General features: G+C 65.4%; 14 protein-coding genes and 1 pseudogene. 4 read left to right on the top strand and 11 right to left on the bottom strand.

Features of this window, described 5'->3' with window-relative positions; all coding sequences use genetic code 11:
* Together VG320_RS21005 and VG320_RS21010 are read right to left on the bottom strand one after the other, a co-directional pair.
* Positions 1-85: pseudogene (locus VG320_RS21005) on the bottom strand (IS5/IS1182 family transposase); the annotation flags it as partial.
* Positions 86-162: 77 nt separating this feature from the next.
* The gene (locus VG320_RS21010) at positions 163-384 is read right to left on the bottom strand and encodes a hypothetical protein (RefSeq protein WP_327201990.1); all 222 of its coding nucleotides are present in this window, start codon (positions 382-384) and stop codon (positions 163-165) included.
* Between the two features lie 315 nt (positions 385-699).
* On the opposite strand from VG320_RS21010, the gene VG320_RS21015 reads away from it, so the two are divergent.
* Positions 700-1,389 (top strand): phosphoribosyltransferase, encoded by a 690-nt coding sequence (locus tag VG320_RS21015; protein WP_327201991.1) that lies wholly within the window; start codon positions 700-702, stop codon positions 1,387-1,389.
* A gap of 49 nt (positions 1,390-1,438) precedes the next feature.
* Here the strand turns inward: VG320_RS21015 and VG320_RS21020 are convergent, their stop codons facing one another.
* Positions 1,439-1,735, bottom strand: a complete 297-nt coding sequence (locus tag VG320_RS21020; protein ID WP_327201992.1) for a YciI-like protein — start codon at positions 1,733-1,735, stop codon at positions 1,439-1,441.
* A 188-nt stretch (positions 1,736-1,923) separates the two neighbouring features.
* On the opposite strand from VG320_RS21020, the gene VG320_RS21025 reads away from it, so the two are divergent.
* The 3 genes from VG320_RS21025 to VG320_RS21035 all read left to right on the top strand — a co-directional run bounded on the left by VG320_RS21025 (position 1,924) and on the right by VG320_RS21035 (position 3,738).
* Entirely contained in the window at positions 1,924-2,247 is a 324-nt protein-coding gene (locus VG320_RS21025; protein ID WP_327201993.1) for a PsiF family protein, read from the top strand.
* A gap of 282 nt (positions 2,248-2,529) precedes the next feature.
* Complete coding sequence (locus VG320_RS21030) at positions 2,530-2,976, top strand: hypothetical protein (RefSeq protein WP_327201994.1); 447 nt, start codon at positions 2,530-2,532, stop codon at positions 2,974-2,976.
* 174 nt (positions 2,977-3,150) lie between these two features.
* Positions 3,151-3,738, top strand: coding sequence for a BPSL1445 family SYLF domain-containing lipoprotein (locus VG320_RS21035; protein ID WP_327201995.1), 588 nt, complete (start codon positions 3,151-3,153; stop codon positions 3,736-3,738).
* A gap of 37 nt (positions 3,739-3,775) precedes the next feature.
* Here the strand turns inward: VG320_RS21035 and VG320_RS21040 are convergent, their stop codons facing one another.
* The 8 genes from VG320_RS21040 to VG320_RS21075 form a co-directional block, all read right to left on the bottom strand.
* Complete coding sequence (locus VG320_RS21040) at positions 3,776-4,843, bottom strand: glycosyltransferase family 4 protein (protein ID WP_327201996.1); 1,068 nt, start codon at positions 4,841-4,843, stop codon at positions 3,776-3,778.
* Between the two features lie 210 nt (positions 4,844-5,053).
* On the bottom strand, positions 5,054-6,229 hold the full coding sequence (locus VG320_RS21045; RefSeq protein ID WP_327201997.1) for an AAA family ATPase: 1,176 nt from the start codon (positions 6,227-6,229) through the stop codon (positions 5,054-5,056).
* Between the two features lie 92 nt (positions 6,230-6,321).
* Positions 6,322-7,749 (bottom strand): alpha,alpha-trehalose-phosphate synthase (UDP-forming), encoded by a 1,428-nt coding sequence (otsA, locus tag VG320_RS21050; RefSeq protein WP_327201998.1) that lies wholly within the window; start codon positions 7,747-7,749, stop codon positions 6,322-6,324.
* Positions 7,750-7,827: 78 nt separating this feature from the next.
* Positions 7,828-9,141, bottom strand: a complete 1,314-nt coding sequence (locus VG320_RS21055; RefSeq protein WP_327201999.1) for a mechanosensitive ion channel family protein — start codon at positions 9,139-9,141, stop codon at positions 7,828-7,830.
* Positions 9,142-9,394: 253 nt separating this feature from the next.
* Complete coding sequence (locus tag VG320_RS21060) at positions 9,395-9,751, bottom strand: Rap1a/Tai family immunity protein (protein ID WP_205981610.1); 357 nt, start codon at positions 9,749-9,751, stop codon at positions 9,395-9,397.
* Positions 9,752-9,991: 240 nt separating this feature from the next.
* Positions 9,992-10,705, bottom strand: coding sequence for an ankyrin repeat domain-containing protein (locus VG320_RS21065; RefSeq protein ID WP_327202002.1), 714 nt, complete (start codon positions 10,703-10,705; stop codon positions 9,992-9,994).
* 89 nt (positions 10,706-10,794) lie between these two features.
* A complete protein-coding gene (locus VG320_RS21070) occupies positions 10,795-11,580 on the bottom strand; it encodes a TatD family hydrolase (RefSeq protein WP_327202003.1) in 786 nt (261 codons plus the stop codon).
* Positions 11,581-11,644: 64 nt separating this feature from the next.
* Positions 11,645-12,682 (bottom strand): DNA polymerase III subunit delta', encoded by a 1,038-nt coding sequence (locus VG320_RS21075; protein WP_327202005.1) that lies wholly within the window; start codon positions 12,680-12,682, stop codon positions 11,645-11,647.
* Positions 12,683-12,702 lie beyond the last annotated feature (20 nt).

Genomic DNA, 12,702 nt, shown 5'->3' on the forward strand with positions numbered 1-12,702 from the left:
GTCCGCCTTTGGGCGACGGCGTGAACACCGGAATCAGCGGTTCCAGCGCCGCCCACAATTCATTACTGATTTTTCGTCTTGCCATGTCGCCAGGATATTGCGTCCATGGCTTGATGTCCAGGTTGTGTTAGCGACTCTAAACGCGCCAGTCACGCGTCGGATTCAGGCCACCACGATATCCGCGCCGAACTCGTGCAGCAGGTCGCGCAAGGTTTCCGCCTGATGCATGCGCGCGCCGCGCCGCAGATGGATGCGCAGCGCGTGACCCGCGATGCCGTCAATGGGGCGCGCCAGGCGCAGCTCCAGCGCGAGACCGCGGCCCTCGGGCGAATCGGCTTCGGCGGGTTCGACCACACGGGGAGAAAAACAGGCGCTGTCGGGCATGGCATGGACCTCGTCGGTGGAAGGCAAGGATGGGCACGGGTCTCATGCTAACCACGCGTACAGGCTGCGCCAAACGAGAAATCCGCGTATGCAAATCAGTGCCCGGCGGGAGATGTTTGCGGTCTGCGCGCTATGGATTGCGCAAGCCGATTTCGCAATTTCGCGACCTGAACGACATTCATTCCCGGCTAGCGGTTTTGTCCCAGAATTTGCGCCGTGCGTGCGCCGCGCGTGGCACACTGGATGCACCGTTTTTCACGCCAGCGCGTGCATCCAACAATCGAAAACACCGCTGCGCATCGAGGGGAAACCGTCATGGAACGCCCATTTGCCGATCGCCGCGAGGCGGGTCGCCTGCTTGCCGCGCCGCTTGTCGCGCCCTATGGCGGGCGGCGCGATGTGGTCGTGCTCGCGCTGCCGCGCGGCGGCGTGCCAGTGGCGTTCGAGGTGGCGCAGGCGCTGTGCGCCCCGCTCGATGTGCTGCCCGTGTGCAAGCTGGGCGTGCCCTGGCAGCCCGAGCTGGCAATGGGCGCGCTGTCCTCGAACGGCGCGCAATACGTGGACGAAGCGCTGATCCGCGAAGCCGGCGTGAGCGAGCCGCAGTTGCAAAGCGCGCTCGCGCTCGCACGCATCGAACTGGGCCGGCGCGAAGCGCGTTATCGGGGCGAGCGTGGGCCGCTGCCGGTGGCGGGACGCGTCGCGCTGGTGATCGACGACGGCATGGCCACGGGCGCGTCGCTCAAGGCGGCGGCGCTGGCGCTGGCGTCGCTTGGGCCGGCACGCATCGTCGCGGCGCTGCCGGTCGCGCCCGCAGGTGCGAGAGAGCGCCTGGCCGGCGTTATCGACGATCTGGTCTGCGTGAAGATGCCGGCGTCGTTCATGAGCGTCGGCCAGTTTTATGCCGATTTCGATCAGATCGACGACGAAACCGTGCGCGACCTGCTCGATCGCGCGGCGGTACATGGCCAAGGCAGCCCGGGCGCCGATGTCGCTACTTCAGGCTGACCGCACCAGGCGGCCAGCATTCTGCGCGACCGTTGCACGCGCACGCAAATCAACGCACCGGATTCGCCGCGTGCTCGCCCACCACGGTCTGCCACGGCCGCACGCGCCACGCTTTCACCAGTCCCGCCTGCACGTAGGGATCGGCACGCGCGAACGCTTCGGCGGCGGCCGGACTGTCGCCCTGGAACAGCAGCAGCGCATTGTCGACCGGTTCCGCAATCGCACCGGCAAGCAGCAGTTCGCCGCGTTGCGCCGCTGCCCACGCCAGCGCGAGGTGCGCGCTGCGATGCTCGGCGCGGCGTTCGAGGTAATCGTCGGCGAGGTCGTACATCAAGAGGTAATGCATGGTCTGTCTCCTGGCGCTCGTAGCGAAGTTAATACACATTGTGCCGCAGCGGGCGTCAACCGAAGGCGGCGCCGGGCCGTTTTCAGGGTGGCTTTGCCATAATGGTTGCGGCGATGGGCGAGGATGGACCGATTAGCGGCCTGCGCGCACGACTACCGACAACGTCGAATATCCCATGGGAGTGAACGATGAAGATCCAATCCGTCATTGCTGCAATCGTGCTGGGCGGTGTGTTTGCCGCACCGGCTTTCGCGCAAACCGCTGCACCGGCCGCGCCCGCCGCCGGCACGAATAGCCAGCAGTCGAAAATGAAGACCTGCAACACGCAGGCCGGCGACAAGAAAGGCGACGATCGCAAGGCCTACATGAAGCAATGCCTGTCGGCTGCCGGCGCACCCGCTCCGAAGATGACGCAGCAGGACCGCATGAAGGCCTGCAACGCGCAAGCTGGCGACAAGAAAGGCGACGACCGCAAGGCTTTCATGAAGACCTGCCTGTCGACCAAGAGCTGATTGCCTGGCATACGGATCCGCCAGGCATTCCTGATTAATCTGGCCAATCCGCTGCCTGAAGACCGTGCTGCCAGACGACGCGCCCCAGCTCATGCTGCGGCGCGTCGTTTTTTTCAGGCGGCGCGCAGACCGCCACAGACCGAGGTCGGCCCACGACGGCGCGCCGTTTTTCTCCTATGATGGCTCCAGCGGCCCCCGCCCTAACACGAAACGTCATCGCCATCGGGCCGTCACACACAGGCTGATCCTGCTTGATGCCATCGGCATCGAACGGAGGCGCAGATGGCATGGAGACACAAGAATCGCTGGTTTCGCCGCTGGATGCTGGTGATGGTGTTCTGGCTGGTGCCGGTGATGATCGTCGCGGTGCGCGAGACCCAGGACGAAATGGCCTACAACCGTGCCGATCTGCAGCGCGCGCTTACCTCGTGGACCTTCACCGACGCACAACGCGCCGCAGGCGCCCCCCAGCACTGCCAGGACAATGCCGATCAGGCGCGCGCGGCAGGCTGCCCATCGGCCGTGCTGGCCGAAAACGCCGCCACATGGCAGGAAGCCCGCGACGAATACGCCGTGCGACGCGCGACTCTCGTGCGCTATCTCTGGCACGCGTTCGTCGGCTATTGGGTGGTTCCGGCGGTCGCGCTGCTTGCCCTCGGCATGCTGATTGGCGCGCTGCGGCGGGCGCTGCGCCGCCCTCCCGCCGCCAAGGCCGTGGCGGAACCCTGACGCTTGCCGCTGGCGAGGCTGTGAAGCCTCCGCTACAACGCGCGCGCCGCCTTGCGCGAATTCCGTGCCCGCTCCGAAAGCTCATTTGAAACGCTGTGCTATAACGACGAGGCTGATCCGCGATCGGCAGCGCCGCAGCGGTTTGGCTTTCCGGACACCATAACGGAGAACAACATGCAAGGACGTCGCTTCATCCTGAGGACTTCTGTCGCCATTGCGCTGGCCAGCGCAGCTCTCGCAGGCTGCTCCACCACCGGCAGCTCGCAGCCTACCGAACAAGGCAACGACGCACGCCGTCAGTCGATCGACGCCAGCGTCGACGGCACGTTGTCGCGTCTGTTCCAGACCGTGCCGGGTGCGCGTGAACTGGTCGGCAAGGCGCGCGGCGTGCTGGTCTTCCCGCAGGTGATCCAGGCGGGTATCGGTATCGGCGGCGAGCACGGCGACGGCGCGTTGCGCGAAGGCGGCAGCACCGTCGGCTACTACAGCACGACCGGCGCGTCGGTGGGTGCGACGCTCGGCATGCAGTCGAAGGCCGTGGTCTATCTCTTCATGACGCAGGACGCGCTGGAACGTCTGCATACCTCGGAAGGCTGGTCGGTGGGCGGCGACGCATCGGTCGCGCTCGTCAAGGTCGGCGCCAACGGCTCGATCGACACCACCACCGCCGTCAAGCCGGTCGAAGTCTTCGTGCTCACCAACAGCGGCCTGATCGGCGATCTGTCGCTGGGCACCACCAAGATCACGCGCCTGAAGCTCTAACGCTTGAAAGCGCTACGTCCGCGGCCCGGCCATTAGCTCAGGTCGCGGACGTATCGATCACCTTGAAGCGCGAGCGCCGGTTCGCGCGAATCACCGCCTGATAGGCCTCCACATACTGCTGCGCCATGCGATGGGAGGTAAAGCGCTCCTCGAAGCGGCGGCGCACGCCTTCGCGCGGCAAGCGCGCGAGGCGATTCACGGCGGCCACCGCGCCGATCTCATCCTCGACGATAAAACCCGACACGCCGTCGTCCACCACTTCCGGCACCGCGCCGCGATTGAAGGCGATCACAGGCGTGCCGCAAGCCATCGCTTCGATCATCACCAGACCGAACGGCTCGGGCCAGTCGATCGGGAACAGCAGCGCGTGCGCGCCGGAAAGAAACTCGGCCTTCTGGCTATCGTTGATTTCGCCGACAAACTCCACGTTCGGCAAGGCGAACAGCGGTTTGATCTGGCGTTCGAAATACTCGCGATCGGCCTCGTCCACCTTGGCGGCGATGCGGATCGGCAGGCCGCAACGCTGGGCGATGCGGATCGCGGTATCGACGCGCTTTTCCGGCGAAATACGGCCGAGGAAGGCCAGATAGCGCGGCTCCACCGGCTGCGGCGTATAGAGGTGCTCGGGCAGGCCGTGATAGACCGTGCGCAGCCACCTGGCCTGAGGTATCGGCTGGCGTTGCGAATTGGAGATCGAGATGACGGGCGCGGTGTTGAAGGTGTCGAACACCGGCTGCTGCTCGGGCAAATCGAGGCGGCCATGCAGCGTCGTCACGAACGGCGTTTCCTGGCGCTTGAACACCGAAAACGAGTAGTAGTCCATATGGAAGTGCAGCACGTCGAACTGATCGGCCTGGCGGCGCACCAGTTCCATCAGCAGCATGTGCGGCGCGACCCGGTCGCGGATCGCGGGATCGAGCCGCAGCGCGCGCGGCCAGACCGGTTCGAGTTTCGCGCTGGTGACGGAATCGCCGCTCGCGAACAGCGTGACGTCGTGGCCGAGTTCGACCAGCGCCTCGGTGATGTACGACACGGCGCGTTCCGTGCCGCCATAAAGCTTGGGCGGAACCGATTCGGTCAGCGGAGCGATCTGCGCAATTCTCATCGGGTGTCTCCAGTGTTCGGCCATTCATGACGGGGTCAATTCGGGGCGCGGTTCAGGCGGCGCACATTGCGCGCCTGATGTGGCCCGGCATGCCGGCAAACAGTCATTATTGGGGAATCGTCGGCGCTGCGCCCCGGGTCTTTCAATTTCTCATATCGGCTTACATGCGGAAACATAGCCTTCGCATAAAAGCGACGAATCACGCGGAAATCAGCGCGCCGGCCATTTCCAGGCCGGAATATCGAGCGTATCGGGATCGGCGAAGCTCGTCGCGCCCAGACGCCGCTCCAGCACGATCGACTGGCTGCCCGCCTCGCGTTCGAGCGCGGCCACCAGCCGCGCCGCATGCGAGACCACCAGCACCTGCGACTGCGTCGACGCCCGCGCGATCAGGCGCGCAAGCGACGGCAGCAGATCGGGATGCAGACTGGTCTCCGGTTCGTCGAGCACCAGCAGCGCGGGCGGACGCGGGCTAAGCAGCGCCGCGGCGAGCAGCAGATAACGCAAGGTGCCGTCCGACAACTCCGCGCCGCGTAGCGGCCGCAGCAGCCCTTCCTGACGCAGCGCCACTTCGAAACGACCGTCGTGATTGACGATCTCGACACGCGCCCCCGCAAATGCATCGCCGATGGTCGCATCGAGCGCCGCGCCATCGCCAATCTCGCGGATCGTCTGCAAGGCCGCAGCGAGATTCGAACCGTCATCGGCAAGCACCGGCGAATGCGTGCCGATCTGCACCTGGCGGGCGCTGGCGTGCTCGTCGGTGCGGAAATGGTCGTAGAAGCGCCACGAGCGGATCTGCTCGCGCACCGCGATCATCTCGGGCGCGCTGCGCGGGTCGGCGTACTCCGTCATCATGCTGTCGAAGCTCGCCACGGGCTGCGCGAGCGTGGACCATTCGCCGCTGCCCCTGGCTTCATCGCGGATGCGGATCATCGGTCCCTGGCGATCCACCAGCAGCGCCGAAGGACGCAGCACCGGCCCGCTCCAGATGCATTCGCGCTTGATGACCGGGTCGAGCGAAAACTGCGATGTCGATGCGGGCGGCGGCAAGCCCAGATCGATGGCATAACCGAAGGTCTCGCCCGCGAAGCCGAGTTTGAGACTCACCGCGTCCTTGCGCACGGTGCCCTGCACCGCATAATCGCCCGCCGCGACAGCACGCGAGAAGCGCTCAGGTCCGGCCCACAGCGTCGATTGCAGACCGCCCTCACGGGCCAGCGAGGGGATCACGCCGCCGCGCGCCGTAAGCGCAAGCAGACGCAACGCGCGATAGAGATTGGACTTGCCGCTGCCGTTGGGGCCGGTAATGACGTTGAGCGGTCCGAGCGGCACGATAAGCTCGCGCAGCGAGCGGTAGTTGGCGATGGCGAGCGTGGTGAGCATGAGGCGTGGAGAGTGCGTCAGGAAGGCAAGGACCAACGCCGGATGATACGCAATCGTCCCCGCCCGCTCTCGATGCGTGGCGCAAGCTTCGCTCAACGCGGCTGCGGCACGCTCGCCAGATCGCGCAGGAAGCGGTCGCGCCACACACCCAGATCGTTGTGCCGCAGCGCTTCCATATTGGTTTGATAGCGCTCCTTGCGCTCGGCGAGCGGCATCGACAGCGCGCGCTCCAGCGCCTCGGACATGCCCGCCGCGTCGTGCGGATTGACGAGCAGCGCACCGCTCAATTCCGCCGCGGCGCCCGCGAAGATCGACAGTACCAGCACGCCGGGATCGTCGGGATTCTGCGCTGCTACGTACTCCTTCGCGACGAGATTCATGCCGTCGTGCAGCGGCGTCACATAGCCAATCTGGGATTCGCGAAATAGCGACATCAGCTTCCAGCGGTCGTACTGCTGGCTCAGATAGCGGATCGGCGTGTAATCGAGGCCCGAGTAGCGCCCATTGATGCGCCCGGCTTCGCGCTCCAGTTCCTCGCGAATCACCTTGTAGCTGGCGACGTCCGAGCGCGTGGGTGGCGCGATCTGCACGAGCGTAACCTTGCCGCGCCATTCGGGCGAATGCTCGAGCAATTGCTCGAAGGCATGAAAGCGCTCGACGAGGCCCTTCGAATAATCGAGCCGATCCACGCTCATGATGAGCTTGCGGCCTTCGAGGCTCTGCTTGAGATCGAGTACATGCTGGCGGCTCTCGTAGCGCGCGGCCTGTTCGGCGATCTCGTCGGGAAACACGCCGATACGGTAGACGCCCGTGCGCAGCTTGCGCCCATAGGCTTCGATTTCGCCTTCGTGTTCGCCGTGCTTGCCCTCATTGCCTTTATCGCCGAGATCGCGCACGACGCCGCGCGCCTCGCGCGCCACGTAGTCATGAAACGCCTGCTGGTCGTTACGCGTTTGAAAACCGAGCAGGTCATAGCAGCACAGCGACTTCACCAGTTCGTCATGCGGCGGAATCGTCTGCAGCACCTGAGGCGACGGAAACGGAATGTGCAGGAAGAAGCCAATGCGATTGCGCACGCCTTCGCCGCGCAGCGCTTCAGCGAATGGGATCAGATGGTAGTCGTGGACCCAGATGATGTCGTCGGGTTCGATCAGCTTGATGAGCTTGTGCGCAAGCCACGCGTTGACGCGCCGATAACCCGCGTATTCATCGCGCTCGTAGCGCGCCAGATCGTTGCGGTAGTGGAAGACGGGCCAGAGCGTAGCGTTCGAGAAGCCGCGATAGTACTGGTCGTAATCCTTCTTCGTGAGGCCGATTGTCGCGAACGTGACGGCGCCTTCCTGGACCAGCGTGGGACCGGCGTTTGCCACGGTCTCGCTGACCACGTCGCCGCTCCAGCCGAACCATACGCCGCCCGCGTCCTTGAGCGCGCCAAACACGCCGACGGCAAGCCCGCCTGCCGACCCCTTGGTCTCCGTGGGCGTCGCCACACGGTTCGAGACGACTATTAGCCGCGCCATCGTTGCACTCCTTCCCGTCTCATCTGCTAGCTTCCTCTGTTATAGGTTCTGGGCGCACGGGTTGTACGGAGGGTGCATTCAGCGCGTCGTCTGCATGTCCTCCTCCACCTGCGCCGCCTGCGCCTTCTCCGTCTCGCGCACTTCGCCCTCGCGCTGCTGACCGGCTCGCAGGCTGCTGCCCGCCACCGGATCCGCTTCGGTGTGCGCCGCCGTGCTCGACGCGGGCTCGGCGGGCGCACGCCACGGCGGCATCGGACGCTGTGCGCCATTCGCGGAGATCGCCTCGCCCGCCGACTCGAACAGCCCGCCGTCGATCTGCGCCGCGACCTCGGCGCGCGCCTTCGGCAGATACGCCGGATAGCGCGCGTTGACGAAATCCAGCAGCCCTTCGCGCACACGGCAGCGCAGATCCCAGTTCAGCCCCGAGTCCTGCGAACTCACCAGCACGCGCAACTGCATCGCGCGCTCGTTGGCGTCCGTGACCTGCAGCACCTGCACTCGCCGGTCCCATTCGGGCGCGTGCTCGACGATGCGCGCCAGTTCCTCGCGCAAGGGCGCGAGCGGCATGCGGTAATCGAGCCACAGAAACACCGAACCGATGATCTGCGAACTGCTGCGCGTCCAGTTAGTGAACGGGTTCTCGATAAACCACTGCAGCGGCACGATCAGGCGACGCTGATCCCAGATACGCACCGACACGTAGGTGCCGGTAATTTCTTCGATGCGCCCCCACTCGCCCTGGATCACGACCACATCGTCGAGCCGGATCGGCTGCGAAATCGCAATCTGCAAACCCGCGATCAGATTCCCTAGCACGGGGCGTGCCGCGATACCGGCGACCAGACCCGCCACGCCCGCCGACGCCAGCAGACTCGCGCCGATCTGCCGCACGTTGGGAAAAGTCATGAGCGCCGCGCCCACGCCGAAGATAATGATGACGACCATCACCGTGCGCGCCAGCACGCGCGCCTGGGTATGGATGCGACGCGCATGCAGGTTGTCGGCGATATCGAGCGGATGCGCGGCGACGATGGCTTCGCCGATGGCCGCAGCACAGCGCACCGACAGCCAGGTCATGGCGCCGACCAGCGCAAAGGCGCACAGCTCGCGCAGGGTCGAGATGAAGCGCAGCGTGTCGGGGGCCTGCCACCAGACGAATTCCAGCGCGACCACCCCGAGCAGCACACGCGCAGGTTGATGCACGTAGCGCACGAACACGCTCACATGCGGATACGGCCGCGCGATGCGGCGCACGACGCGCGCGCCGAGCCAGTGAAGCGAGAAAGCAAAGGCCAGCGCCAACGCGCTGACGATCAGCGTGCCGAGCCAGTTCTGCAGGGGCGCGTCGGCCAGACGCGTGGCGAAATCGGAAAACGAGTCGATCGTGGGCATCGGCAGCCGGTTCCTCCTGAATGGGGTGGCATCGGATGGAAAGGGGCAAAGCGCGCCCGGACACGCGTGGGATGGGGCAGCATGCTCAAGAATGCGGCGTCGCAGCACGCGCGCATCTAAATCGACTGAGGATTTCGCCGTAGGTTCAACGGCAATTGGACGCGGCTGCGCGCGTGGGCGCGCAGCCGGTTAAAGGACACAGCTAATGATCGGTCCCTGGATGGTGAGCCCATCCAGTGGAAAGCCAGCGGTTTCAGCTACCCGTCTTGCAGGGAAACGCCTTGCCCAGACCCAGCGAAATCGCCGTGCTGGCGTTATAGCCGGCGACATTCGGATTGTCGGCGATGTACTTGCGCACCGCGTCGGTGAGTTGCGCGGAGCGCGCATCCGCCGGCAGGCAGAAATACTGGCCGACCCGCGGACCGGTCGTGCCGCCGATCGCGTCGATGGTATTGAAGATGCCGTCGGCGGCCCCTTCGATATAAGCCGCACAGGCGCTACGCGAAGCTACGTCGGTCTTCGAGCAAAGGCGGTTGAGGTCGCTGGCGGTGAATGCGAAAGCCGAGAGCGGCAACATGAGCGCGCCGGCGCAGAACAGAGCCCGCAGCATGGTTCTCCTTGATTCGTCGTGTGGGGCGGCGCCCCCGCGCCGCGTGCCGGTCACTGGCGCGAGCCGGTGGCGGCGTCGGCAGCGAAAGGCAATTCCGCTATTGTGCACTGTTTTTCCCGACTGCCGTGCGGCTGGCCGCTTGCGGCGTCCTTTCATACGCGGGCCGCGAGCCTGGGCTCGGGCCCGCACAACCGGGTTATTGCGTGCTCGTTGCGTCGATATTGCGTTGAATTTGCCTGCTTACTGCGCGGCCTGCCCCATGCGCGCCGACAGATCCTTGATCGCGTCCGGCGCCTTGTATTGCTTGGCGAAATCGAGCGCGGTCATGCCGATCTGGTTCTTGGCCTGCAGGTTCGCGCCGTGGTCGAGCAGCAGCTTCGCCGTGCTCATGTGGTCGCCACGCGCGGCCATCATCAACGGCGTGGTGCCGTTGGGCGACGGCGCGTTCACGTCCGCCGAGTAACCGATCAGCAGCTTCGCCACGTCGTCGTTGCCGTTCGCGGCAGCATAGTGCAGCGGCGTCCAGCCTTGCTTGTTCACGGCCGCGCCCTTGGTGATGAGCAGCTTGACCAGATCGACGTCGCCGTTAAGCGACGCCAGCATCAGCGCGTTTTCGCCGGCCTTGTCTTCGGCGTCGATCTTCGTGTTCGGGTTGTCGAGCAGCAGCGCCGCGACTTTGTCGGATTTTTCGCGCGCAGCCAGCACGAGCAGCGGCATGCCCTGGTCGTCAGTGGCGTTGGGGTCCTGGCCGTTCGCGATGTCCTTGCCGACGCCCTTGTCGTCGTCGAACTTCACGCCCTTCACGAGCGAGTCGATCGGTGCGGCATAGGCCGGCGCGCTCGCGACGAAGGCGGCGCCCACGCCGATGGCGAGCGCGGCGGCAAGGCTGCGCAGACCGGCGGCGCGCGGTGCGCGCGTGGCTTGGACGGAGGACGTAAGCGAATTCAGGTTCATGTCAGGCCTTAACGTTATTCGATATCTGATTGATAACAAGTCGAACTTGCCAGCAGCGGACGGTTGTTCAGCACGACGACGGATCAGCGTCAGGCCGGAACCGGGATCTTGAAGAGCCGGAAAAAGTTCTGCGTGGTGGCAGCGCCGAGTTCGGCGTCCGGCAATCCGCGTTGCTGGGCAATGAACCTTCCGACATGGCTAACGTACGCAGGTTCATTCGGTTTGCCGCGAAATGGCACTGGCGCAAGATACGGCGAGTCCGTTTCGATCAGCAAACGCTCGATCGGCACGCGGCGCGCCACATCCTGCACGTCCGTCGCGCTCTTGAAGGTGACGATGCCAGAAAGCGAAATGTAAAAATTCCGCGCGATGGCGCGTTCCGCGATCGCCCAGGGTTCGGTGAAGCAATGCATCACGCCGCCGGGCTCCCCAGCGCGCTCCTCCTCCATGATCCGCAGCGTGTCTTCGGACGACGCGCGCGTGTGGATGATGAGCGGCTTGCCCGTCGCGTGCGCGGCGCGGATGTGATTGCGAAAACGCTCGCGCTGCCACTCCATGTCTTCGATCGTGCGCTCGCCCAGCCGATAGTAATCAAGCCCCGTTTCGCCGATCGCGACGACTTTCGGGTGCTTCGCCAGCTCCACTAGATCGGCGACCGAGGGTTCCTGCACGTCCTCGTGATCGGGATGCACACCCACCGACGCATAGACGTTCTCGAAGCGGCTCGCGATATCGAGCACCGAAGGCAGCGTCTCCAGATCGACCGAGACGCACAGCGCGTGAGTGACGTCCTGCGCGCGCATGTTCTCGAGCACCTGGGGCAACCGGTCGGCCAGGCCCTCGAAATTGATATGGCAATGCGAATCGACAAACATGAGCGGTCCTGCGAAGAGAGACGGAAAACGGGGGTAGTGGCTTGAAACGGGCTAGATGCCAAGCTCAGGCGAACATTTCACGATAGCCGAGAAAAAGCTCCTCGAACACGAGGCGCGCATTCAGCGGATGGTTCTCGACCGCACGCTGGCGCGTCACGGTCTTGAGGAAGCGCGCGAGCGCGCTTGCGTCGGCCTTGCTCGCGCAGCGCGCCAGGGCGTCTGCCGCCTGCGGGTAATAACGCGGACGGCCCGCCGTGCGTTCGGCGAGCAGATCGTAGGCCCAGCGCTGCAACCAGCCCAGCACGAGCGGCACCGGCAGCTTCTGCAGCGTCTCGCCACAGGCGAAGGCGTCGCAGTTCGGCCCGGCCGCAAGCTGCCCGAGCGTCCAGTCGCGCAGCGTGCGGTTTTCGTCGCTCGCGAGCGCCAGCGCCGCAAGCGGCGCGCCGCCCGCTTCGGCCAGCAGCCCCACCGGATCGGCCACGCCCTGCTGCGCGAGCCAGCTCTGCGCCTCCTGCGGCGAAGGCGTGCCCATCGGCCATTGGCGGCAGCGGCTGATGATGGTCGGCAACAGCCGGTCGATGCGCGCGGACACAAGCAGGAAGACCACGCTCGCGGGCGGCTCTTCGAGCGTCTTCAACAGCGCATTGGCCGCGGCGACATTGAGTCCCTCGGCCGGGTACAGCACGACCACGCGCAGTCCGCCGCGATGTGACCCCACGCTGGTGAAGTCCAGCAGCGCGCGCACCTGCTCGATCTTGATTTCCTTGCTGGGCGTGCGGGTCTTCTTGCCTTCTTCGCCGTCGGCCTTGTCGGCCTTGGCGTCGTCCTCGGCGCCCGTGGGGCCGACCAGGTGCGCCAGCGCTTCAGGCACCACCACGCGGTAATCCGGGTGATTGCCCTGCGCGAACCACGTACAGGCCGGGCACGCGCCGCAGGGCTGAGCGTCGGCTTGCGGCGACTCGCACAGCAGCCCCTTCGCCAGATGCTGGGCGAACTGGAGCTTGCCGATGCCGGCCTGCCCATGCAGCAGCAGCGCATGCGGCCAGTGGCTGCGCAGTTGCTGCAGGCGTTCCCAATCACCGCTTTGCCAGGGATAAATCATGTGTCAAATCAACCTTTTAG

The organism is Paraburkholderia sp. (genome assembly GCF_035948235.1).
GTDB lineage: Bacteria > Pseudomonadota > Gammaproteobacteria > Burkholderiales > Burkholderiaceae > Paraburkholderia.